Source organism: Streptomyces sp. S.PNR 29 (genome assembly GCF_030386795.1).
Taxonomy (GTDB): Bacteria; Actinomycetota; Actinomycetes; order Streptomycetales; family Streptomycetaceae; genus Streptomyces.
In genome coordinates, this window is record NZ_JANUQM010000022.1 from 31,464 (window position 1) to 53,550 (window position 22,087).

At 70.5% G+C, this 22,087-nt stretch carries 19 protein-coding genes, 2 tRNA genes and 2 pseudogenes; 19 read left to right on the plus strand and 4 right to left on the minus strand.

The annotated features are described in order from the left end of the window. Positions 1–21 precede the first annotated feature (21 nt). Entirely contained in the window at positions 22–1,455 is a 1,434-nt protein-coding gene (locus NW895_RS39325; protein WP_289941924.1) for a polysaccharide pyruvyl transferase family protein, read from the minus strand. Between the two features lie 225 nt (positions 1,456–1,680). On the opposite strand from NW895_RS39325, the gene proB reads away from it, so the two are divergent. From proB to NW895_RS39350, 5 genes are all read left to right on the plus strand, one after another. Then, on the plus strand, positions 1,681–2,787 hold the full coding sequence (gene proB / locus NW895_RS39330; RefSeq protein ID WP_289942035.1) for a glutamate 5-kinase: 1,107 nt from the start codon (positions 1,681–1,683) through the stop codon (positions 2,785–2,787). A 143-nt stretch (positions 2,788–2,930) separates the two neighbouring features. After that, positions 2,931–3,401, plus strand: coding sequence for a hypothetical protein (locus NW895_RS39335; RefSeq protein WP_289942036.1), 471 nt, complete (start codon positions 2,931–2,933; stop codon positions 3,399–3,401). Between the two features lie 134 nt (positions 3,402–3,535). Further along, positions 3,536–4,822, plus strand: a complete 1,287-nt coding sequence (locus tag NW895_RS39340) for a glutamate-5-semialdehyde dehydrogenase (protein ID WP_289941925.1) — start codon at positions 3,536–3,538, stop codon at positions 4,820–4,822. Between the two features lie 136 nt (positions 4,823–4,958). Next, positions 4,959–5,522: a hypothetical protein gene (locus NW895_RS39345; RefSeq protein WP_289941927.1), complete on the plus strand. Its 564-nt coding sequence runs from the start codon at positions 4,959–4,961 to the stop codon at positions 5,520–5,522. Between the two features lie 98 nt (positions 5,523–5,620). Next, the gene (locus tag NW895_RS39350) at positions 5,621–6,688 is read left to right on the plus strand and encodes a hypothetical protein (protein WP_289941928.1); all 1,068 of its coding nucleotides are present in this window, start codon (positions 5,621–5,623) and stop codon (positions 6,686–6,688) included. Positions 6,689–7,053: 365 nt separating this feature from the next. Here NW895_RS39350 and NW895_RS39355 read toward each other — a convergent pair whose 3' ends face one another. Further along, positions 7,054–8,145 (minus strand): M48 family metallopeptidase, encoded by a 1,092-nt coding sequence (locus tag NW895_RS39355; RefSeq protein ID WP_289941929.1) that lies wholly within the window; start codon positions 8,143–8,145, stop codon positions 7,054–7,056. A 122-nt stretch (positions 8,146–8,267) separates the two neighbouring features. On the opposite strand from NW895_RS39355, the gene NW895_RS39360 reads away from it, so the two are divergent. The 11 genes and pseudogenes from NW895_RS39360 (at position 8,268) to NW895_RS39410 (ending at position 13,797) form a co-directional block, all read left to right on the plus strand. After that, positions 8,268–8,429 (plus strand): hypothetical protein, encoded by a 162-nt coding sequence (locus NW895_RS39360; protein ID WP_289941931.1) that lies wholly within the window; start codon positions 8,268–8,270, stop codon positions 8,427–8,429. Positions 8,430–8,594: 165 nt separating this feature from the next. Then, positions 8,595–8,759 carry a hypothetical protein gene (locus NW895_RS39365; protein WP_289941932.1) on the plus strand — a complete coding sequence of 55 codons (165 nt, stop codon included), beginning with the start codon at positions 8,595–8,597 and terminating at the stop codon, positions 8,757–8,759. Positions 8,760–8,803: 44 nt separating this feature from the next. Continuing rightward, entirely contained in the window at positions 8,804–9,514 is a 711-nt protein-coding gene (gene nadD / locus NW895_RS39370) for a nicotinate-nucleotide adenylyltransferase (protein WP_289941934.1), read from the plus strand. 16 nt (positions 9,515–9,530) lie between these two features. Further along, on the plus strand, positions 9,531–11,255 hold the full coding sequence (locus tag NW895_RS39375) for a LytR C-terminal domain-containing protein (RefSeq protein WP_289941935.1): 1,725 nt from the start codon (positions 9,531–9,533) through the stop codon (positions 11,253–11,255). A gap of 151 nt (positions 11,256–11,406) precedes the next feature. After that, on the plus strand, positions 11,407–11,853 hold the full coding sequence (gene rsfS / locus NW895_RS39380) for a ribosome silencing factor (RefSeq protein ID WP_289941936.1): 447 nt from the start codon (positions 11,407–11,409) through the stop codon (positions 11,851–11,853). Further along, complete coding sequence (locus NW895_RS39385; protein ID WP_289941937.1) at positions 11,850–12,521, plus strand: histidine phosphatase family protein; 672 nt, start codon at positions 11,850–11,852, stop codon at positions 12,519–12,521. Before rsfS ends, NW895_RS39385 begins: the two co-directional genes overlap by 4 nt. 117 nt (positions 12,522–12,638) lie before the next feature. Continuing rightward, positions 12,639–12,711 (plus strand) — tRNA-Ala (locus NW895_RS39390). Positions 12,712–12,990: 279 nt separating this feature from the next. Beyond that, positions 12,991–13,134: pseudogene (locus NW895_RS39395) on the plus strand (MFS transporter); the annotation flags it as partial. A 68-nt stretch (positions 13,135–13,202) separates the two neighbouring features. Next, a complete protein-coding gene (locus NW895_RS39400; RefSeq protein WP_289941939.1) occupies positions 13,203–13,376 on the plus strand; it encodes a hypothetical protein in 174 nt (57 codons plus the stop codon). A gap of 3 nt (positions 13,377–13,379) precedes the next feature. After that, positions 13,380–13,613: a hypothetical protein gene (locus NW895_RS39405; protein ID WP_019523121.1), complete on the plus strand. Its 234-nt coding sequence runs from the start codon at positions 13,380–13,382 to the stop codon at positions 13,611–13,613. Between the two features lie 111 nt (positions 13,614–13,724). Beyond that, positions 13,725–13,797: transfer RNA gene (locus tag NW895_RS39410), tRNA-Ala, on the plus strand. Positions 13,798–13,924: 127 nt separating this feature from the next. Here the strand turns inward: NW895_RS39410 and NW895_RS39415 are convergent. Then, positions 13,925–15,541, minus strand: a complete 1,617-nt coding sequence (locus NW895_RS39415) for an NADH-quinone oxidoreductase subunit NuoF family protein (protein ID WP_289941945.1) — start codon at positions 15,539–15,541, stop codon at positions 13,925–13,927. Then, positions 15,538–16,943 (minus strand): annotated as a pseudogene (locus NW895_RS39420) (cytochrome b/b6 domain-containing protein). Before NW895_RS39420 ends, NW895_RS39415 begins: the two are co-directional and overlap by 4 nt. 447 nt (positions 16,944–17,390) lie before the next feature. On the opposite strand from NW895_RS39420, the gene leuS reads away from it, so the two are divergent. From leuS to NW895_RS39435, 3 genes are all read left to right on the plus strand, one after another. After that, positions 17,391–20,273, plus strand: coding sequence for a leucine--tRNA ligase (gene leuS / locus NW895_RS39425; protein ID WP_289941947.1), 2,883 nt, complete (start codon positions 17,391–17,393; stop codon positions 20,271–20,273). Between the two features lie 146 nt (positions 20,274–20,419). Then, positions 20,420–21,154 (plus strand): hypothetical protein, encoded by a 735-nt coding sequence (locus NW895_RS39430; RefSeq protein ID WP_289941948.1) that lies wholly within the window; start codon positions 20,420–20,422, stop codon positions 21,152–21,154. A 71-nt stretch (positions 21,155–21,225) separates the two neighbouring features. After that, positions 21,226–22,071, plus strand: a complete 846-nt coding sequence (locus NW895_RS39435) for a DegV family protein (protein WP_289941949.1) — start codon at positions 21,226–21,228, stop codon at positions 22,069–22,071. Positions 22,072–22,087: the final 16 nt, after the last annotated feature.

Here is a 22,087-nt window from a genome sequence, read left to right on the forward strand (position 1 = left end):
ACGGACGGCGCGGAGCGAACGCTACTTCCGCCCCGACTGCATCACCTTGCGAATAGGCCGCCCCACCACCCGCCGCGCTCGCCGGTACACCGAGGTCGGCGCCGATACGGCACCGGTCGCCTTGGCGCCGGCCTTGGCCCGCGCCAGCTCCCGCTTCAACCTCGTGTTGTCCGCGGACAGCTCGGTGATCCGGCTGTTCAGCCAGCCGAAGCGGGCGCCGAGCGAGGCCATGTCGGTGTCGTTCCACGGGCGGATACCGGCCGGGAACGTCAGCGACCGCATACGCTCGTCGAAGGCCACGCCGCCATCGCCGTGCGTGAACGTGTTCTCCAGGCCGTTCTTGTCCAGGAATGCCGTGAACCGCTCGAACCGCTCGTGGTGATTGCCCGTCAGCGCGCTGAAGTCGGCCTCCTCGTACAGCCGCGCCGGATCGATGTCCTCCGGCAGCTTGTCGATCCGCCGGTACGGGATCTCGAAGTACCGGCACAGCTCCAGTGTCCGCGAGTCCCCGCACAGCACGGTCGCGGGCGTACCCGCCAGCAGCGCCGCGATGTTGCCGTGGATGCGGGAGCCGAAGGAGTAGTCGAACGCCCGCAGGTCGTCGATCCACGTGACCGGGTCGATGTAGACGCGGACCTTGTCCTCGCGGTACATCGGATGGTCCGGGTGCGTCGGCATCGCCGTCACCCGGCCGTTCGGGTCCGACAGGTCCCGCCAGTGCAACTGCCGTGCGTCGCTGAGGTTCTGGCCGATGAAGCGCAGGTTGGGGTAGCGCTCGTGGGTGCGCCTGATGATCCGGTCCAGGCCCTGCTTCTGCACGGCGCTGTGCGAGCCGTTGATCGCGATCCACGAGTCGGAGGTCAGCTCCGCCTCCCGCTTCTGCACGGCCAGTTCCTTGCCGTACAGGAAGAGCGACGGGCAGCCGATGACCTCGACGTCCCGGAAGCCCATGTCCTTCAGGTACTTCTCGGTGAACTCGCCCCGCACCCCGATCGACGCACTGCGCTCCAGCACCGCCGAGACGAACGCGCGCACCGAGGGCTCCATCGGCTTCAGCCGCGCCGGGTTGTAGCCGAGCCCGGTCTGCGCGCCGATGCCCAGCACGACCACCGGGATCTTCAGCCTGCTGATCAGCCGGGTCAGCCGCTTCAGCTGGGGTTCGAACGAGGGCCGGAACGCGTTGGCCAGCGGTACGACGAAGGCGTCGTACTCCTCGTTGATCCGGCCCGCCGCGGAGGCGTCGGAGCGAATGCCGTTCGAGACGACCTCGGTGTGCGGTGTCTGGAGGATCTTGTGGGCGGCGTCACTGAAGATCAGATTCCCGGAGTTCGTGGCGAAGACGTCCTTGTGGAGGGCCTCTTCCACGGGCACGACGTCATACGGGCTCTTCCCGGACCGGATGAGGATGCGCTTCTGGGCGGTCGCGCGGCGGACTTCACGATCTTTAGATGACACAGCGTTCAAAATAAGTTTACGAGGCCTTTGATTTCCATACGGAACGAGCACAACCTTTTTGCCCTATGCGAAGCGTGAGCATACGGTTACGCGGTGCGTGTCCGGGGACTGAAACCGACGCGCGCCGCCCGATCCCCTTCGCGTAGATTGCCGGTTGGGGCGGCGATACGGCCCCGAGGCGGGACATGAGGGGAAAGAGCACAGGTGGCAGGGGCAAGGCAGGCTGTGGGCGAGGCCCGCAGGATCGTCGTCAAGGTCGGGTCCTCGTCGTTGACCACCGCGTCGGGCGGCCTGGACGCCGACCGGGTCGACGCGCTCGTCGACGTACTCGCCAAGAGCCGCAGCGGCGGGGAGAAGGAGATCGTCCTGGTCTCCTCCGGGGCCATCGCCGCCGGACTCGCCCCGCTGGGCCTGCGCCGCCGCCCCAAGGACCTCGCCCGCCAGCAGGCCGCGGCCAGCGTCGGCCAGGGCCTGCTCGTGGCCCGCTACACCGCCTCCTTCGCCCGCTACGGCGTCCGCGTCGGCCAGGTCCTGCTGACCTCCGACGACATGAGCAGGCGCTCCCACCACCGCAACGCCTCCCGCACCCTGGACAAGCTGCTGGCGATGGGTGCCTTCCCGATCGTCAACGAGAACGACACCGTCGCCACGGACGAGATCCGCTTCGGCGACAACGACCGGCTCGCCGCACTCGTCGCCCACCTGGTCCGCGCCGATCTGCTGGTGCTGCTGTCCGATGTGGACGGCGTGTACGACGGCGACCCGAGCAAGCCGGGAACGTCGCGGATAGCCCAGGTGCGGACGCCCGAGGATCTCGCGCACGTCGAGATCGGCAGCGCCGGCAAGGCCGGCGTCGGCACCGGCGGCATGGTCACCAAGGTCGAGGCGGCCAGGATCGCGGCCGCCGCCGGTATCCCGGTGGTGCTCACCAGCGCGATCCACGCGGCCGAAGCGCTGACCGGCGGCGACACCGGCACGTACTTCCACCCCACCGGCAAGCGGTCCGCCGACCGGCTGCTGTGGCTGCAGCACGCGTCCACCCCGCAGGGCTCCCTGACGTTGGACGACGGGGCCGTGCGCGCGGTCGTGGATCGCCGCAAGTCGTTGCTGCCGGCCGGAATCGCCGCCGTCGAGGGCGAGTTCACCGCCGGCGACCCGGTCGAGCTGAGGGACCCCCAGGGGCACGCGGTGGCCCGCGGGCTCGTCAACTTCGACGCCAAGGAGATCCCCCGGCTGATCGGCCGCTCGACCCGGGAACTGGCCCGGGAGCTCGGCGCCGAGTACGAACGCGAGGTCGTACACAGGGACGATCTGGTGATCCTGCACCCGTAATGGTCCGAAACGTCCCCGCACCGGTGGTGGACGTTCCGCAAAACCGCCCCACGAATGCTTGCGGCCTGCTCAACTTTGTCGCAGGGACACATTCGCCCGACCCCCGGGTCGATCCGTGCGTGAAGGAGGCCGTCGTGAGACGAGTGCGCCCTGGGGCGGTGGCGTCCCGTGGTGGTGCCGGCTCCCGGGCGGCCGGCGAGGAGCGCGCCCTCGCGAGCGTCGCGGCCGGGCAGCGGTTCGCGGGCGACTCGGGAGGCGAGGAGCCCGGTGACATCCCGCGCCTGTGGCACGTCACCCTCAGCGTCTCCGGGCGGGAGGCCCCGCTGAAGGAGGTCCGGCGCGCCCTGGAACAACTCGCGCACGACCATCCCTTCCTGCTGACCAGCAGATACGCGGGCGACCACGCGGAGATCCGCTACTGGGAGGAGGCCCGCGATCTGCACGACGCCGCCGCCGTCGCCCTGCGCCTGTGGGGCGAGCACCGCCAGACGGCCGGACTGCCGCCCTGGGAGATCGTCGGCCTGGAGGTCATCGACCGCGCGACCTACCACCAGCGCGTCGCCGAGGGGTGCGGGCTGCCGCCGGCCAGCCCCGTGGGTGTGCATCCGTTCTGAGCGGTTATGGGGTGCTATCCGCCGCCTTGATCCGCTCTTGATCGTTTTGTGCTGACCAGGCGAGTTTCCCAAGGCATGTCTCGGTGCGTGGGACAGCAGGTGGACCGGCCCTTCCGGCGCACTACCCTTCCCTCATGACCACGCTCTCGCCTTACGATTCCATGTCCCCGGTCACCGAGGCCGCCTACCGCGCCAAGGCCGCCGCCGCCACCCTCGCCCCGCTGCCGCGGGCCGAGAAGGACGACGCGCTGCTCGCCATCGCGGACGCGCTGGAAGTCCGTACGAGCGAGATCGTCGAGGCCAACGCCAAGGACATCGCCAAGGCCCGCGAGGCCGGCACCAGCGAGGCCATCATCGACCGGCTGACGCTCACCCCTGAGCGGGTGCGCGCCATCGCCTCCGACGTACGCGACGTCGTCGCCCTGCCCGACCCGGTCGGCGAGGTCGTCCGCGGCTCGACCCTGCCCAACGGCATCGACCTGCGCCAGGTCCGCGTCCCGCTCGGCGTCGTCGGGATCATCTACGAGGCCCGCCCGAACGTCACCGTCGACGCCGCCGCCCTCTGCCTGAAGTCCGGCAACGCCGTGCTGCTGCGCGGCTCGGCCTCGGCGTACGAGTCGAACACCGCCTTGGTCCGGGTGCTCCGGGACGCCGTGGGCGGCGCCGGGCTGCCCGCCGACGCCGTGCAGCTCGTGCCCGGCGAGAGCCGCGAGAGCGTACGCGAGCTGATGCGCGCCCGCGGCCTGGTCGACGTGCTCATCCCGCGCGGCGGCGCCTCGCTGATCAACACGGTCGTCCAGGAGTCCGTCGTCCCGGTCATCGAGACCGGCACCGGCAACTGCCATGTCTACGTCGACGCCCACGCCGACCTCGACACGGCGATCGACATCCTGATCAACTCCAAGGCGCAGCGGCCGAGCGTCTGCAACGCCGCCGAGACCCTCCTCGTCCACCAGGACATCGCCCCGGAGTTCCTGCCCCGTGCCCTGGACGCCCTCGCCGACGCCGGGGTCACCGTCCACGCGGACGAGCGCGTGCTGGCCTACGCCAAGGACTCCAAGGCGACCGTCGTCGAGGCGGCGACGGAGGACTGGGAGGCCGAGTACCTGTCGTACGACATCGCCGCCGCCGTCGTCGACTCCCTCGACAAGGCGGTGGAGCACATCCGGCTGTGGTCCTCCGGCCACACCGAGGCCATCGTGACGTCCTCCCAGCAGGCCGCCCGCCGCTTCACCCAACTGGTCGACTCCACGACGGTGGCCGTGAACGCCTCCACCCGCTTCACCGACGGCGGCCAGTTCGGCTTCGGCGCCGAGATCGGCATCTCCACGCAGAAGCTGCACGCCCGCGGCCCGATGGGCCTGCCGGAGCTGACCAGCACGAAGTACATCGTCACCGGAGACGGGCACATCCGGCGCTGAGACGCCGGGGCCGGCTGTGGGAGAGCTGTGGAAAGCCGGGAAAAACCCCCGGAAACCGCAGGAAAAGGCGTCTCATCAGCCGGTTGAATTTCCCTACCGTCTGCCCAAATTGACCCCCCAGGTCTACTCTGGATCCGTGCCGGAGGACGTGGGGGGCACGCCGTTCCCTGACGGCTGGATGCCCGACGACGACCACGACCGCGGGGTGTCGGACGAAGAGTTCGCCTCCGTGGTCTTCGACGAGGCCTTCGTACGGGCGGCCGTGGTGCACGAGCCGACCGCGGTGGAACGCCTCCTGGCCGCCGCCCAGGCCAGAGCCGAGGCCTCCGAGGCGGAGGCCCGCCGGGCCCACGGCGGGGGCGAGCGGTACGACGACGGGTACGACGGCTTCGGCCATGATCCCGACCTGGACGACCTGGACGACGCCGACATCCTCGAAGGCCGCTACGGCGCCCCGGGCACCTACGGCAAACAGGTCCGCTGGCACCGCCCCGTCGCCTGGGTGCTCGCCCTCGTGATGGGCATCGGCATGGTCGCGCTGGCCTTCACGGCGGTCTACCGGGGGGCGTCCTCCGGCAACAGCCGGGACCAGGTGCCGCATCCCGCCTCCACCGGCCTGGAACAGGGCAGCTCGGCGGCCCCCTCGGCCTCCGCCGACTACTCCCAGCCCGCGGTCTCGGTGATCCCGGGCACCCCCTGAGCGGGCCCGGAGCACCGGGCCGCCCCTGGTGAGAACATGTCAGAACTTGTCGTGTACCAGGGCGTTTACCGGGGCTTCCGGAGACCTACCCTGAAGGTATGGGAGGGCCTGGAGACCCACCCGAGGGCACACCCGAGGGCGGCCCCGGAGGTGGAGAGGACGAGTACCGATCCGTCGTCTTCGACGAGTCGTTCGTCCGCGCTGCCCGCCTCCAGGAGTTCTCCGCCCAGGAGCGCATAGCCGACCACGCGCCCGCCGTACGCCGCCGCCCGCCCCTGCGCCGGGGCCTGTCCCGGCAGGCGCTGATCCTGGTCCTGCTGATCGCCGTCGCCTTCGGCACCGCGATCTACATGGGCGTACGGCACCCCTACCAGACGCCCACCGCCCAGGAGCCCGCCGAGCCCGTGCGGATGACCGTCATCCCGCTCGCCCCCCAGGGCAAGGTGCCCGGCGCCGACGACACCGAGTACCTGTACGCACACAGCCCCGCCGCACAGTTCCGGATCGGTGCCGAGGGCATCACGCTGCCCGCCGCCCGGCGGACCTCGCACTTCTCGGACAGCCAGGTCCTGACCGCGCTGACCACGGCCAAGGACTACATCGTCCGGTCCGCGCTCGACCCCGAGGTGCTCACCGGCGGCGAGACCCGCTCCGTGCGTCTCCTGCTCGACCCCGACCAGATCGACCAGTTCGACCAGAGCTTCGAGCACCCCGCCGCCGACGGCCGGCACGCCCCCACCGGCTGGCTGGTCCGTTTCGACCCCTCCCGCGCCGAGCTGGCCGACGGTGAGATCCGCGTCCAGGGCACCCTGCAGGCCGCCGAGACCGACTCCGCCACCCTGGAGGTCACCGCCGACCACACCTCCGTGTACGCGCTGCGGCCCACCGGCGACGACGAGGCCGAGGCGTCGCTGTTCACCGTCCGGCGCGAGCTGCACTTCCGCTTCGACCGCGACGACCTGCGCCTGCACCAGGCCCAGCTCGTCGTCTCCTACGTCCAGGCGGGGCCGCTGTCCTGCGCGGAGAACCCGGTGAGCCATCTGCACCCGCTGCTCGCCGGGCAGACGGCCAAGGCGGGCGGCCCCGCCGGAACGGACCCGTACGCCACGGACAGCGCCACGGCCCTGTGCGGGTCGCTGGCGACGAGCGCACAACCCAAGGTGTGAGCCGGTCCGCCGTCCGGCGTGGTCCCCGGCGCCCCCGACCCGGCCGGGACGGCCGAGACCGGCCGGTCGGTGCCGGCGACACCGCGTACGCGGCCGCCGCCGACCTCGACGGTCACCTGCCGGCGGACTGCCGGCGCTCAGGCGCTCGCCGCCTCCGCCGCCAGTCGCGCGCTCGCGCCTGCTGCCGGCAGTGCCGTATCGGCGCCCTGCTGCCGGCGGTCACGTGCTCGCGGCCTGCCGTCCAAGGCCCAAGCGGCCGGGGAGTCACCTGACCGCCCCCGCCGGCCGAGGCCGGGGAGACGGCCGCCCGCAGGAGCCCGCGCCCGCCCGCCGACCGGTGACGCACACCCCCGAGGACCCTACGGTCAGTCCTCGTCCCGCGGCGGCGGGTCGGACGGCGGCTGGTCCTTGGGGGCGGAGCCCGTGAAGCCCTCGAAGCCGCGGCGCACCCGGCCGCCGAGGTCGCCCGCACCGTCGGCTATGTCGCTGACCAGCTTCATCAGCGGGTCCTTCGAGCTCTTCACATGGGTGGCGTAGTGGTTCGCCGACTCCCGCCAGGAGTCCTTGACCGAGGCGTCCTTGTCCTCGCTGCGCCGCGGGTAGTGACCGTCCATGATCCGCTGGTAGTCACGGGAGGCGGCCCACTTCTTCAGCTCGGCCGCCCGGATCGTGGCGAACGGGTGGGAGCGGGGCAGCACGTTGAGGATCTTCAGCACGGAGTCGCGCAGGTCGCCCCCGGCCTCGTACTCGTCGGCCTGCTCCAGGAACGCGTCCACGTTCATCTCGTGCAGGTGGTTCCCGCCCGCGATCTTCATCAGCCCGCGCATGGAGGCCTGCAGATCCTGCCCCACCAGAAGTCCCGCGCGGTCCGCGGACAGCTCCGACTTGCGGAACCACTCGCGCAGCGCGGTCACGATCGCCATGATCGCGAGGTTGCCGAGGGGGATCCAGGCGACCCGGACGGCGAGGCTGGTCAGGAACAGCAGGATGGTCCGGTAGACCGAGTGCCCGGACAGCGCGTGCCCGACCTCGTGCCCGATGACCGCCCGCATCTCCTCCTCGTCGAGCAGCTCCACCAGGCCCGTGGTGACCACGATGATCGGCTCGTCCAGGCCGATGCACATCGCGTTCGGCTGCGGGTCCTGGTTGACGTACATCGGCGGGACCTTCTCCAGGTCCAGGATGTAGCAGGCGTCCCGCAGCATGTCGTTCAGATGCGCGAACTGCCGGTCCGAGACGCGCACCGAGTCGGACAGGAACAGCAGCCTGAGGCTGCGCTCCGGCAGCAGCCCGCTCAGGGCCTTGAAGACCGTGTCGAAGCCGCTCAGCCTGCGCAGCGCCACCAGGGCGGAGCGGTCGGCCGGATGCTCGTACGCACGCGAGGAGATCCCGGGGAAGCGCCTGCGCTGCCTGCTCGGCACGTGCTCGTGCCCGTTGTGCTGGTGGCCGTCGGACATGTCTTCCCCCATGCGTGTGTGTGGCCCTTTACGTAGCCTTGTGCGTCCCTTTGTGCCCCCGAAGCAGAGCCCAGCCTAGGCGGAGATACGGTGGTCGGGCAGTACAGCGAAGGAGCCCGATCATGGAGCACAACCTGGCGTCCGCCTGGCTCACCGAGGCCGCGAGCGCCGCCGAGCGGCAAGGGCCGGGCAACCTGCTCCGCGTCGTCCTGATCGTGATGGTGCTGGGATGCGTGCTGACCGCGTGGTTCCTGCTGCGGGGCTACAGGCGGAAGGACGACTGAGGTGACGGGAAGGTTCCGCACCGCCCGGAGACCTCGTGCCGTGCGGCGGTCCGGGCACCCTGCGCCGTCCTGCCAATCGTGGAGTCGGGGTGATCGCTCGCGAGGGGCCCGCATACGATGAGCCGACGTCCATGTCCCGCCCACACGCGATAGGTCCTGCCGAAGATGAGCTTCCACAGCACCGCTGCCCAGTTGGTCACCCTCGCCGCCGAGGGCCAGGAGCACGGCGGCAACCACGAGAGCCTCAGCCCGTACCTCACCGGCGGCGGCGCGCTCTTCGCCCTGCTGCTCATGCTGTGGGTCACCACCCGCTTCAACCGCGACCGCTGAGCACCGGCCGGAGCCCTCAGCTCGGGCCGGTAGGGTCTGCACGCATGGGAGAGCAGGACATGCCTACCGGCCCGGTGAACGCCACGGCGGACGACACGGCGAGCGGCGCGCAGCGCCGCCCGGCGCCCGCTCGTGCCGCGGGCCCGGGCCGGGGCCCGGCGAAACCGGGCAAGCGCCGCCTGGGCGTCATGGGCGGCACCTTCGATCCGATCCACCACGGGCACCTCGTGGCGGCCAGCGAGGTCGCCGCGCAGTTCCACCTCGACGAGGTGGTGTTCGTGCCGACGGGACAGCCGTGGCAGAAGTCCCACCGCAAGGTCTCCGCGGCCGAGGACCGCTACCTGATGACGGTCATCGCGACCGCCGAGAACCCGCAGTTCTCGGTCAGCCGCATCGACATCGACCGCGGCGGCCCGACCTACACCGTCGACACCCTGCGCGACCTGCGCGCCCTCAACCCGGACACGGACCTGTTCTTCATCACGGGCGCCGACGCCCTCGCCCAGATCCTCACCTGGCGGGACTCGGAGGAACTGTTCTCCCTCGCGCACTTCATCGGGGTCACCCGGCCGGGACACCACCTCAACGACCCCGGACTCCCGGAGGGCGGTGTCTCCCTCGTCGAGGTGCCCGCCCTCGCCATCTCCTCCACGGACTGCCGGACGAGAGTCGCCAAGGGCGACCCCATCTGGTATCTGGTGCCGGACGGAGTCGTGCGCTACATCGACAAGCGCGAGCTGTACCGCGGCGAGTGAGCCGAGAGGGGCACCGGTGAACGACCGATACGACGCGGGGGCCGCAGAGTACGGGGCCGACCAGTACGAGCTCGTCGGCTACGACGAGTACGGCAGGCCTGTCTACCGGCAGGCTCCGGCACAGCAGGCCCAGCAGCAGACGTACGACCCGTCGTACGGGCAGCAGGGCTACGGCTACGACCCGTACGCCACCGGCGGGCATCAGCCCCCACCCTCGTACGACCCCTACGCCACCGGCCAGCAGCCGCCCGCCCCTGCCCAGGGGTCCTACGGCTCCTACGACCCGTACGCCTCCGGTGACGCCCCCGGCCCGCACACGGGCGGTGCGACCACGGCGCCGTACGACCCCTACGGCGAGAACGCGAGCAGCGGCCGGCAGCCCCGTGTCGCCGAGCAGACCCCCTACATCCCGCAGCAGGCCGGCCCGCCCGCCGAGCCGGAGGCCCCCGCCGACCGGCCGGAGCCGGAGTACCGCACCGAGCAGTTCTCCTTCGTCGAGGAGCCGAACGACGACTCCGAAGACGTCATCGACTGGCTGAAGTTCACCGAGAACCGCACCGAACGCCGCGAGGAGGCCCGGCGCCGCGCCCGCAGCCGCGTCGTTGCCCTGGTCGTGGTGCTGGCGCTGGCAGCGGTCACAGGCGTCGGCTACCTCTGGTACGCCGGAAAGCTGCCGGGCCTGTCGTCCGCCGACTCCAAGACCGGCACGGCGACGGCCGCCGGTGCGCAGAAGCGCGATGTGATCGTCGTGCACCTGCACGACACGAAGAAGGGCGGCACCGCCACCGCGCTGCTCGTCGACAACACCACCACCAAGCGGGGCACCACCGTCCTGCTGCCCAACTCCCTCGTCGTGACCAGCGACGACGGCACCACCACCACGCTCGCCAAGTCCGTCGAGGACGACGGCTCCGACGGCACCCGCGACGCGCTCGACTCGGTCCTCGGCACCGACATCCAGGGCACCTGGCGGCTCGACACCCCCTACCTGCAGAACCTCGTCGACCTCGTCGGCAACATCGACGTCGACACCGACACCGACGTGCCAGACCCGGACGCCAAGAAGAAGGGCGAGGCACCCCTGGTCAACAAGGGCCAGGACCAGACCCTCAGCGGCAAGATGGCCGTCGCCTACGCCACCTACCGGGCGCCCGGCGAGGCCCAGAACGCCCAGCTGGAGCGGTTCGGGCAGGTCATGCAGGGCGTGCTGCGGAAGATCACCTCCGATCCGGGCGCCGCGACGACCACGATCCAGACGCTGGGGCAGATCCTCGACCCGTCGCTGACCGACAAGGACCTCGGCACCTTCCTCGCGGGCCTCTCCGACCTCGCCAAGGGCGGTGACTACAAGACGGACCTGCTGCCCGTCCAGGCCGACGGCACCCTCAGCGCGCAGGCCAGTGCCGGCATCGTCAAGGACGTGCTCGGCGGCACCGCCAAGAGCCCCGACAAGGACGCGGCCGTCAGCGTCTCCGTGCAGAACGCCACCGGTGTGAAGGACAACACCGAGAAGGCCCGCGTCGTGCTCCTCAACGGCGGCTTCACCTTCCTGGACGGCGGCACCGCGTCCGCCACCCGGGCGGCGTCCAAGGTCACCTACGCGGACGCCGCCGACAAGGAGAACGCCACCGAGGTCGCCAAGACCCTGGGGTTGCCCACCAGCGCCGTCACCAAGGGCAAGGCCACCCCGAACGCGAACGTCACCGTCGTCCTCGGGCAGGACTACAGGCCCTCGTCCTGAGCCGGCCGGAGCCAGACCGTGTCACGCGCGCGTGACACGGTCCACCCGGTGTGCTCCGGTCATCACGTGGCATGTCCCCTCATCACGTGGGGTGTCCCCGGCGGTCCGTGAGACCCTTGATGAGAAGTGACCGCCGACGGAAAGCCGTGTAGTGACCGCAACCGACCGCTCTCTCGAACTCATCAACACCGCCGCCCAGGCGGCAGCCGACAAGCTCGCGCACGACATCATCGCCTACGACGTCAGCGATGTGCTGTCGATCACAGACGCCTTCCTGCTGGCCTCCGCACCCAACGACCGCCAGGTCAAGTCGATCGTCGACGAGATCGAGGAACGACTCCTGAAGGAACTCGGTGCCAAGCCGGTGCGCCGCGAGGGCGACCGCGAGGCCCGCTGGGTCCTGCTCGACTACGTCGACGTCGTCGTCCACGTCCAGCACAGCGAGGAGCGCGTCTTCTACGCCCTGGAACGGCTGTGGAAGGACTGCCCCGAGCTGGAGCTCCCCGAGGACGCCAAGGCCACCCGCGGCAAGGCCGAGGAGCACGCCAAGCTGCAGGCCGCCGAGGAGGCCGCGGAACCGGGCGGTGAGTGGCGGTGAGCGCCACCGGCGAGGTGACCGGCGGGAAACAGGGCCGGGGCCGCCGTGTCATCCTCTGGCGGCACGGCCAGACCGCGTGGAACGTGGAGCGCCGCTTCCAGGGCACCACGGACGTGCCGCTCACCGAGACCGGTGTCGCCCAGGCCCGCCGTGCCGCCCGGCTGCTCGTCGGCCTCCGGCCCGACGCGATCGTCGCCTCGGACCTGCAGCGGGCCGCGAACACGGCCGCCGAGCTCGCCGAGCTCACCGGCCTGGACGTGACCCTCGACGAGGGCCTGCGCGAGACCTACGCGGGCGCCTGGCAGGGGCTGACGCACGAGGAGATCATCGCCGGGTACGGCGAGCAGTACGCCGCGTGGAAGCGTGGCGAGCCGGTGCGCCGCGGCGGCGGCGAACTGGAGACCGAGGTCGCCGACCGCGCCGCTCCCGTCGTGCTGCGGCACGCCGAGAAGCTGCCCGAGGACGGCACGCTCGTGGTGGTCAGCCACGGCGGCACGATCCGCACCACCATCGGCCGTCTCCTCGGCCTGGACCCGCACAACTGGGAGAGCCTCGGCGGCCTCTCCAACTGCTGCTGGTCCGTCCTCGGCGAAGGCGCCCGCGGCTGGCGTCTGCTCGAGCACAACGCCGGCACGCTGCCGGAGCCGGTGCTCGGCGACGACGACTGAGCGGCATCGCCGGGCCGGGGGCCCGATTTCACTTTCCGGCAGGTCGCAGGCTAAAGTTCTTCTTGTTCGCCCCGCCGAGCGGGGCGAAACACCAAGCGGCTTCGCCGCGTGGCACAAGGGGCTATAGCTCAGTTGGTAGAGCGCCTGCATGGCATGCAGGAGGTCAGGAGTTCAATTCTCCTTAGCTCCACAGATCGGCACTCTGTTGAGTTGTCAAAGATCGGTTGTGCAAGATCCCACCCTCTCGCCGGGGGTGGGATTTTTCATACCCCGGCGACAACACCCCGGTCCGGACCGCGTTCTGCACCCGTCCCGAGCCGTGCCATCAGTAAAGCGCCCGGCACTGACAATCGGCCCCGGCCGCTGCTCGACGTGTCGAACTGCAGGGGTCCGGTGCGGGGTTGCAGCTGGTGATCGCCGGTGCGGGACGGTGCGGCGGCGCCCCGCTGAGCCCGCCCCACGTGCCTCCGGCACACTGTTCCCGAACCGGCTTGAGTCACTTGGGGCCTCCGGGGCGTATACCTCTGCGAAGGCGCTGTCGGCGTGCGGGGACGCGCCGGCCGGGACGGCCGCGGCGGGTGTCGTGTCCGGACTGGTACTACGGCGTCGCTGACCGTATTGGTCCGGCCGTGGCAGAATCAAACGGCCGGAAGGGGGCGCGGCCCGACGGGAGGAGTAGTGATGCCTGCGAGCATCCTCGAGGAGGTCGATCACTTCCTCGATGCGGCATTGTCACGGAACACCTTCACCCGGCTCAGCTGCCCTTCCTGCGGTTCCGCGCACGTGGCCCAAGTTCTCGGCGACAACGGCGGAATCTCCTACGTGTGCACGGCCTGCGGCCACAGCTGGAGCTGATCGATGGGTGCACACAGGCGAAAGTGCGACTGGTGCGGCAGCGGCACTCCGATCGTCCGTGACATGGAGCCGCTCAACCCGGACTACCAGTACTGGTGCGAGGAGTGCGCGCGGGCGCTGATCATAAAGGGCGACCCGATCGAGACGTACCGCGAGCTGGAGGGGGAGCCGATCTACGGCCGGCTCCTCGAAGAGCACTGCACGCTCAAGCGGTTCTACTCGTTCGTCACGGCATAGCAGGACGACATCGGGCCCATATCCGGACAGAACGGAAACGATTTGGTGTTGGGCCCGGTAAACCGTGTAATGTTGGCGTCGCCGCCAGGGAAACCGGGCGGAACATCGCAAGGGGCTATAGCTCAGTTGGTAGAGCGCCTGCATGGCATGCAGGAGGTCAGGAGTTCAATTCTCCTTAGCTCCACAGAAAACGAAGGCGGGTATCCGATCGGATGCCCGCCTTCGACGTGTGTACGTGTGCAAGGGACGTTCACGCGCGACCATGACGAAAGGCGGGCCACCCCTCGGGGGGCGGCCCGCCTTTCGTCTGCTCAGCGGCCGAGAGCGCGCCGTCCGCGGCCCTGGGAGAGGACCGGCAGGTTGCGGGACGGGGCCTGCCCGCGCGTGTCCTCCTCGATGCGCAACGCGAGCGCCGGGCAGCGGCGCACCGCACGCAGGGCCTTCGCCTCCGCGTAGCGCGGCACCTTGGCCTGCGCGACCGTCGGGAAGCCGTCGGCGCCCAGCTGGAAGACCTCCGGGAGGATGTCCGCACACAGGCCGTGGCCCCGGCACAGCGTCCAGTCGACGTAGATCTTCTGGCGGCTGGGGCCGTTCTCCTCCTCCTCGGCCGCTCCGCCGCCCGGGATGCCCGTAGGGGCCCTGCCGCCCTCGAAGAGCGGCAGAACGCCCTCCACGCGCCTTCCGCAGCCGTTCCCGAGGACATGGGCGGCGAGGTCGTCCGTGAACGCCTTGATGGTCGACTCCAGGAACATCGCGGAGCCGTCGGGGTGCGAGCACGCGCCGCGCCGCTTGACGTTCTTCGCGACCTGCTTGAGCGCCTCCAGGGCGGCCGGGCCGCCGCCGTTGAGGATGTCCTCCATGCCGCGCGCGGCGGCCGGCAGACCGAGGTAGCAGGGGCCGCACTGGCCCGCGCTCTCCTCGGCCAGCCACTGCGCCACACGCAGCGACTCGCCCAGCGGGCAGGTCTCCTGACTGATCGGCAGGATCGCGCCGGCGCCCAGCGCACCGCCGACCGCGTCCAGGGAGTTGCGCGAGACGATCGCCTCGTTGACGGTCGCCGCGTCGATCCACTTGCCGTGGTAGCCGCCCGTCAGCACACCCTGCGGGACGGGCGGTGCGCCGGCGAGCTGGAGGACGTACCGCAGCGGGACGCCCGTCGGCACCTCGATCACCATGGGGCGGGCGACCGCCCCGGAGACCGTGAGCATGACGGTGCCCGGCTCGTCGTACAGGCCGGTGTTGCAGTAGCGCTCCGGCCCGATCCGGGCGGCGATCGCCAGCTGGGCGAACGTCTCGGCGTTCGACAGCAGGGTGGGCGCGCCGCCGACGCCGTTCTGCGAGGCGCTGACCTTGCGGCCGGGCGGGATCGCCGGGCCGCCGTCGATGGAGCGGATCAGCGACGCTGCCGCACCGGTGACCATGCGCACCGGATTGCGCTGGACGAACGCGCGTAGCGCCGAACGGCGGCTGTTGCTGAGGCCGCGCTCGGCGAGCGCGGCCTCCATGGAGCGCTGGGTGGACTCCCGGGTGACCCCGATCACGAGGGTGCGGGCACCCAGCGCCTCGGCGCACAACAGCGCACCGTCCAGAATCAGGTGCGGAGCACGGTTGATCATCACCGTGTCCTTGCGGCAGGCAGGTTCGTCCTCGCTGCCGTTGACGACGACGACCGGCCGCACCCCGCGCTTGATCGCCGACTCGGCGACCGAGCGCAGCTTCTTGTGGAAGGGGAAGCCCGCGCCGCCGCGCCCCCTGAGGTTGATGCGTTCGGCGAGCTGCGCCAGCTGCTCGCCACCCATCGGTTCGAGCGGCCCGTGCACCTTCAGGTGCATGGGCATATCAAGTCTCTCGACAAGGTCGAAGCCCGACGTGAGCTGGGGAAGGCCGACCACGCGGACTTCGGGTACGTCGGGCAGGGCCTCGTTCACCTATAGCCTCCGGAAGGCGTGTTCCAAGGTTCGCCCGAACCCGGTGCGTCGAAGTCGTAGGAAGCACCGGGCGATGGTTCAGTGGCGGGACCGCTGTTGTACGTGTCGTTCGGGTTGTACGTGCCGTAGAGGGGGTTCGTCTCACCGGTGTCGTACACATCACTCGTGCCATAGCCGGCGGCGCCCGGATTGCCATAGGCCGGGACGGTGTATCCGGTGTCGGCGAGCGGGTCGTAGGCCGACGGCGGGGCCTCGCCGACCGGCGGCGGGGACGGGATCGGCCAGCTGCCGGAGGTGCTGCCGCCGCTGTCGACGCGCGGGATCGGCCCTGTGCCGTCCACGCGCGGGATCGGTCCCGTGCCGTCCACGCGGGGAATCGGCCCCGTGCCGTCCATGCGCGGCATCGCCTGCGTGGGCTGCATGTCCAGCGGCAGATCGATGCGGGTCTGGTCGGCGGCGGCCGTGAGGGGCTGCTGTTGCGGCTGGGAGACGGCGCGGTAGGCGGCCGCGAAGCCGTTCGCCGGCTCCGGGGCGGCGGGGCGCTCGGCCGTCTCGTACAGCGGTCCGGACGGTGCGGTGCGCGGTTGCGAGGCGCGGCTCCCGTAGCCCGGCAGGGCGGACTCGGCCGCGCGGGCGCGGCTCTCCTCCAGCTCCTCGATGCGCGACCGCTCCGCGCCGCCGAGGAGCGTGGTGATGCGGTCGGCGATCTTGCGCTTGACCGGGCGGGGCGCCGCGCGCAGGGCCAGCACCACCATGACGCCGAACACGGACAGGCCGTACAGGATGGTGAAGATCGGCTTCGCCGCACGACCCGCGTACAGGCCGTGGATCAGGGCCGCGCACCAGGCCGGGTAGGCCAGCATGTGCATGGCCCGCCAGCGGGCGGCGACGGGGGCCGGTGACGCGAAGCGGTTGCGCAGGACACCGGTGATGCCCACGAAGATCATGAGCATGCCGGCCATCGTGCCGAGGCCGATGAGGAAGGACCGGCCCAGCGCGTCGCCTCCCGCGAGGGCGAGCCCGAAGGGGATGAACGCGGCGATCCACGAGGTGTGGTCCAGCGCCAGCTTGACTCCGATGTGCACCAGGAGGAAGGCGATCGAGGCGACCGCCGTCGTCCGGTGCACCGCCTGCGCCATGATCCGCAGGCGCGTGTTGAGGAGCATCCGGTCCTGGGCGACGAGGCCCCAGATCACCGAGCAGCTGAGGCAGACCAGCGACAGGACGCCCGCACCGAAGTTGAGGAACTCCGCGAACGAGTCGTCCATCGTGCTGTCGTCCGTCATGAGGCACCTCCCGTCGGCTCGACGAAGGGAGTGAGCAGCAGAACGGCAGCCGACGCCGCCCCGGAGGCCGACCGGCCGGGTTGGGGGAGCGAGCTGTTACTGCGACGAGGGTTCATGGGGGCAACTCCGAGCGGTTCGGGAAAGCGGTCCCGCTGCCGCACTCTAAGCGGCGCCATACCGATGGGTACGTGGTTTGAGTTATTGCGTTGTTATCAAAGGACAATGGGCCTGGTGTGATGTCCCTTAGCGGCTGTTACGCGAAGTAACATTTGAACTTTGTTCAAGTATTTGAGGATCTCACACCCCGGATACGGCGGAGAACGCTCCGCCGTTCAGTGCCGGGTCCCTCCCTCGTAAGCCCGTCGCGGTGCGCTCGGGCGCTGCGGTACCCTGACGCCATGCGTGCCGTACGCCTTCTGCTTAGCGGGCCGCGCTGATCAGTCCCGACCACCGGCACATCGAGTGGTCGGAATCGGCGCGGCGTCCCCTCCTGTGCGAGGGGATTTTTCGTTTCCCGGATGACACAGCCGCTGGCAGAGACGATCGATGGAGCTTTGAGGATCATGAGCGAGACGAACCCCGCTGCCACCGCCGAGGTGGTTGCGCCGCACCGCTACACGGCCGCGATGGCAGCCGAGATCGAGGCACGCTGGCAGGACTTCTGGGACGCCGAGGGCACCTACGCGGCGCCCAACCCGAGCGGTGACCTGGCGGGCGGCCCCGAGCAGGTCGCCAGGCCCAAGAAGTTCATCATGGACATGTTCCCGTACCCCTCCGGTGCGGGCCTGCACGTCGGCCACCCCCTGGGCTACATCGCCACCGACGTCTTCGCCCGGTTCCAGCGGATGACCGGCCACAACGTCCTGCACACCCTGGGCTTCGACGCCTTCGGCCTGCCCGCCGAGCAGTACGCCGTGCAGACCGGCACGCACCCGCGCGTGTCCACCGAGGCCAACATCGAGAACATGAAGTCCCAGCTGCGCCGGCTGGGCCTGGGCCACGACAAGCGGCGGTCGTTCGCCACGATCGACCCGGACTACTACAAGTGGACCCAGTGGATCTTCCTGCAGATCTTCAACTCCTGGTACGACGAGGAGGCGAAGAAGGCCCGCCCGATCTCCGAGCTGGTCGCCCAGTTCGAGTCCGGTGAGCGCGCCGTACCGAGCGTCGACGGCCGTACGCGCGCGTGGAGCGAGCTGACCGTCGCCGAGCGCGCCGACGTCCTGGGCGAGTTCCGGCTGGCGTACGCCTCCGACGCGCCGGTCAACTGGTGCCCCGGTCTGGGCACCGTGCTGGCCAACGAGGAGGTCACCGCCGACGGCCGCTCCGAGCGCGGCAACTACCCGGTCTTCAAGGCCAAGCTGCGCCAGTGGAACATGCGCATCACCGCCTACGCCGAGCGGCTGCTGGAGGATCTGGAGGAGCTGGACTGGCCCGAGGCCATCAAGCTGCAGCAGCGCAACTGGATCGGCCGCTCCGAGGGCGCCCGCGTCGACTTCCCGATCGACGGCGAGCGCATCACGGTCTTCACCACCCGCCCGGACACCCTGTTCGGCGCGACCTACATGGTGCTGGCGCCCGAGCACCCGCTGGTCGAGAAGTTCACCCCGGCCGCCTGGCCGGAGGGCACCCACCAGATGTGGACCGGCGGCCACGCCACCCCGGCCGAGGCCGTCGCCGCGTACCGTGCACAGGCCGCCTCGAAGTCCGACGTCGAGCGGCAGGCCGAGGCCAAGGACAAGACCGGCGTCTTCATCGGCGCCTACGCGACCAACCCGGTCAACGGCGAGCAGATCCCCGTCTTCATCGCCGACTACGTCCTGATGGGCTACGGCACCGGCGCGATCATGGCCGTCCCTGCGGGCGACCAGCGCGACTTCGAGTTCGCGCGCGCCTTCGAGCTGCCGATCCACTGCATCGTCGAGCCGACCGACGGCCGGGGCACCGACACCTCCACGTGGGAGGACGCCTTCGCGTCGTACGAGGCGAAGATCATCAACTCCTCCAACGACGAGGTCTCCCTGGACGGCCTGGGTGTCGTCGAGGCCAAGGCGCGCATCACCGAGTGGCTGGAGCGCAAGGGCATCGGCGAGGGCACCGTCAACTACCGGCTGCGCGACTGGCTGTTCAGCCGCCAGCGCTACTGGGGTGAGCCCTTCCCGATCGTCTACGACGAGGACGGCGTCGCCCACGCCCTGCCCGAGTCGATGCTGCCGCTGGAGCTGCCGGAGGTCGAGGACTACTCCCCGCGCACCTTCGACCCGGACGACGCCGACACCCAGCCCGAGACCCCCCTGTCGCGCAACGAGGACTGGGTCAACGTCACCCTGGACCTGGGCGACGGGCCGAAGAAGTACCGCCGCGAGACCAACACCATGCCCAACTGGGCCGGTTCCTGCTGGTACGAGCTGCGCTACCTGGACCCGCACAACAGCGAGAAGCTGGTCGACCCCGAGATCGAGCGCTACTGGATGGGCCCGCGCGAGGGGCAGCCGCACGGCGGCGTCGACCTGTACGTCGGCGGCGCCGAGCACGCCGTGCTGCACCTGCTGTACGCGCGCTTCTGGTCCAAGGTCCTGTACGACCTGGGGCACGTCTCCTCCGCGGAGCCGTTCCACAAGCTGTTCAACCAGGGCATGATCCAGGCCTACGTCTACCGGGACAGCCGGGGCATCGCGGTGCCGGCCGCCGAGGTGGAGGAGCGCGACGGCGCGTACTACTACCAGGGCGAGAAGGTCAGCCGCCTGCTGGGCAAGATGGGCAAGTCCCTGAAGAACGCCGTCACTCCCGACGAGATCTGCGCCGAGTACGGGGCCGACACGCTGCGCCTGTACGAGATGGCGATGGGCCCGCTGGACGTCTCCCGGCCCTGGGACACGCGCGCGGTGGTGGGTCAGTTCCGTCTGCTGCAGCGCCTGTGGCGCAACATCGTCGACGAGTCGACCGGTGAGGTCACCGTCGTCGACGCCGAGCCCGACGAGGACACGCTGCGCGCCCTGCACAAGGCGATCGACGGCGTGCGCGGTGACCTGGAGGGCATGCGGTTCAACACCGCCATCGCCAAGGTCACCGAGCTGAACAACCACCTGACCAAGGCGGGCGGCGTGGTGCCGCGCTCGGTCGCCGAGGCGCTGGTGCTGCTGATCGCGCCGCTGGCCCCGCACATCGCCGAGGAGCTGTGGCGCAAGCTGGGCCACACCGACTCGGTCGTCCACCAGGACTTCCCGGTCGCCGACCCGGCGTACGTGGTCGACGAGACCGTGACCTGTGTGGTGCAGATCAAGGGCAAGGTCAAGGCGCGGCTGGAGGTCTCCCCGTCCATCTCCGAGGACGAGCTGGAGAAGGTCGCGCTGGCCGACGAGAAGGTCGTCGCCGCGCTGGACGGGGCCGGGATCCGCAAGGTGATCGTGCGGGCGCCGAAGCTGGTGAACATCGTTCCCGCGTAGGCGTGAGGGCATCGGTCCTGGCTCGGGGCAGTCCCCTACGGGCAGGTTCGGGGTTTTTCTGGAACTCCGGACCTGCCTGTTGCGTTTACCGTGGAAGAGCGGCGCGGCGGGTGCCGCGACGGGCCGGAGGGCCGAAGGAGGAGCCAGTGGAAGCAGTGATCGCAGTCGTCGCCCTGCTCTTCGTGCTCTTTCTGGTGCTCGGCGCCTACGCCACGGTGAAGGTGGTCGGCGCCGCCAAGCGCGGCGTGGACCGCACGATCACACAGGCCCGCCGCACGGTCGAGGACCACACCCTGCGCGCCAAGTCCTTCGCCCAGCCCGGACCGGCGGGCGAGGTCGCCCAACTGCGGCTGAAGCTGCGTACGTCGATGCGCGCCACCCAGGACGCGCTGCACGCGCGCGTGGCCGAGGACGAGTCCCTGAAGGAGTCCCTCGCCCTCTTCGAACGGCTCAGCGCACACGGGCACGAACTGGACGACGAGCTCAGGCGCCTGGAGTCCGAACCGGACCGCGCCGCGCTCGCCGAGCGCCTGCCCGCCCTGCGCGAACGCACCGAACGCATCACCCGGTCGGCCGACTCACTGCGCTGGGCGGCCCGCGACCGGGCCCGCCGCTTCGCCGAAGACGACCTGGACACGCTGAGCGCCCAGATCGACGTCGAGGCCGGCGCCCTGCGGCACTGGACGGAGACGGAACAGACCCCTGCTCCGCCCGCGTGGCCCCAGGCCCCGGCCGCCGATGGCCCGACGGGCCGGCAGACCTGGCCGGAAACCCCGCAGTCCCGCCCTGCGGAGGAAACGACGCGGCCCGCCATCACCCCGCCCGGCCCACGCCCCACGTACCCCTGGCAGAAGAAGACCCGTCCCGAGAGCACGACTTGATCCGGACGCGGCCGCTCCGGTGACGGGGGGCGGGCTGCCGTCCGGCCACTACGGCAGGTAACCTCCAGCTCATGTCCCGCCATGTCGCGATCGTCACCGATTCAACGGCCTACCTGCCGCCCCGGACGATGGAGCGCCACGGCATCACATCGGTGCCCCTGACCGTGGTCCTCGGCGACCAGGCACTGGAAGAGGGCACCGAGATCTCGACCCGTTCCCTGGCCCAGGCCTTGCAGAAGCGACGGTCGGTCACCACCTCCCGCCCCAGCCCCGAGCTCTTCGCCGAGACCTATCGCAAGGTCGCCGAGTCCGGCGCCACCGGCATCGTCTCCCTGCACCTCTCCGCCGAACTCTCCGGCACCTATGACGCGGCGGTCCTGGCGGCACGCGAGGCGCCGGTGCCGGTGCGTGTCGTGGACACCGGGATGGTCGCGATGGCGCTCGGGTTCTGCGCGCTCACCGCGGCGGAGGCGGCCGAGACGGGCGGCACGGTGGACGAGGCGGTGACAGCCGCGGAGAAGCGAGCCGAGAGCACGTCCGCCTACTTCTACGTCGACACTCTCGACTATCTGCGCCGCGGCGGCCGCATCGGCGCCGCTCGGGCCCTGCTCGGTTCCGCGCTCGCCGTGAAGCCGCTGCTGCAACTGGACGGTGGCCGGATCGAACCGCTGGAGAAGGTGCGGACCGCGTCGAGGGCGATCGCCCGGCTGGAGGAGATCGCGGCCGACCGGGCGGGCGCCGCCCAGGTCGACATCGCGGTCCATCATCTCGCCGCCTCCGACCGGGCGTCGGCCCTGGCGGACCGGTTGCGAGCACGGGTGCCCGGGCTGGCCGACCTGCATGTGAGCGAGGTCGGGGCGGTGATCGGGGCGCATACGGGGCCTGGGCTGCTGGGGGTTGTGGTCTCGCCCCGGTGACCTCCGGCGGGAAGAC

Coding starts and splice junctions, on each gene's coding strand:
- NW895_RS39340 (WP_289941925.1), top strand. CDS start 3,536: ATGACCACGCTCTCGCCTTACGATTCCATGTCCCCGGTCACCGAGGCC.
- NW895_RS39350 (WP_289941928.1), top strand. CDS start 5,621: ATGGGAGGGCCTGGAGACCCACCCGAGGGCACACCCGAGGGCGGCCCC.
- NW895_RS39355 (WP_289941929.1), bottom strand. CDS start 8,145: ATGTCCGACGGCCACCAGCACAACGGGCACGAGCACGTGCCGAGCAGG.
- NW895_RS39360 (WP_289941931.1), top strand. CDS start 8,268: ATGGAGCACAACCTGGCGTCCGCCTGGCTCACCGAGGCCGCGAGCGCC.
- NW895_RS39365 (WP_289941932.1), top strand. CDS start 8,595: ATGAGCTTCCACAGCACCGCTGCCCAGTTGGTCACCCTCGCCGCCGAG.
- nadD (WP_289941934.1), top strand. CDS start 8,804: ATGGGAGAGCAGGACATGCCTACCGGCCCGGTGAACGCCACGGCGGAC.
- NW895_RS39400 (WP_289941939.1), top strand. CDS start 13,203: ATGCCTGCGAGCATCCTCGAGGAGGTCGATCACTTCCTCGATGCGGCA.
- NW895_RS39405 (WP_019523121.1), top strand. CDS start 13,380: ATGGGTGCACACAGGCGAAAGTGCGACTGGTGCGGCAGCGGCACTCCG.
- leuS (WP_289941947.1), top strand. CDS start 17,391: ATGAGCGAGACGAACCCCGCTGCCACCGCCGAGGTGGTTGCGCCGCAC.
- NW895_RS39435 (WP_289941949.1), top strand. CDS start 21,226: ATGTCCCGCCATGTCGCGATCGTCACCGATTCAACGGCCTACCTGCCG.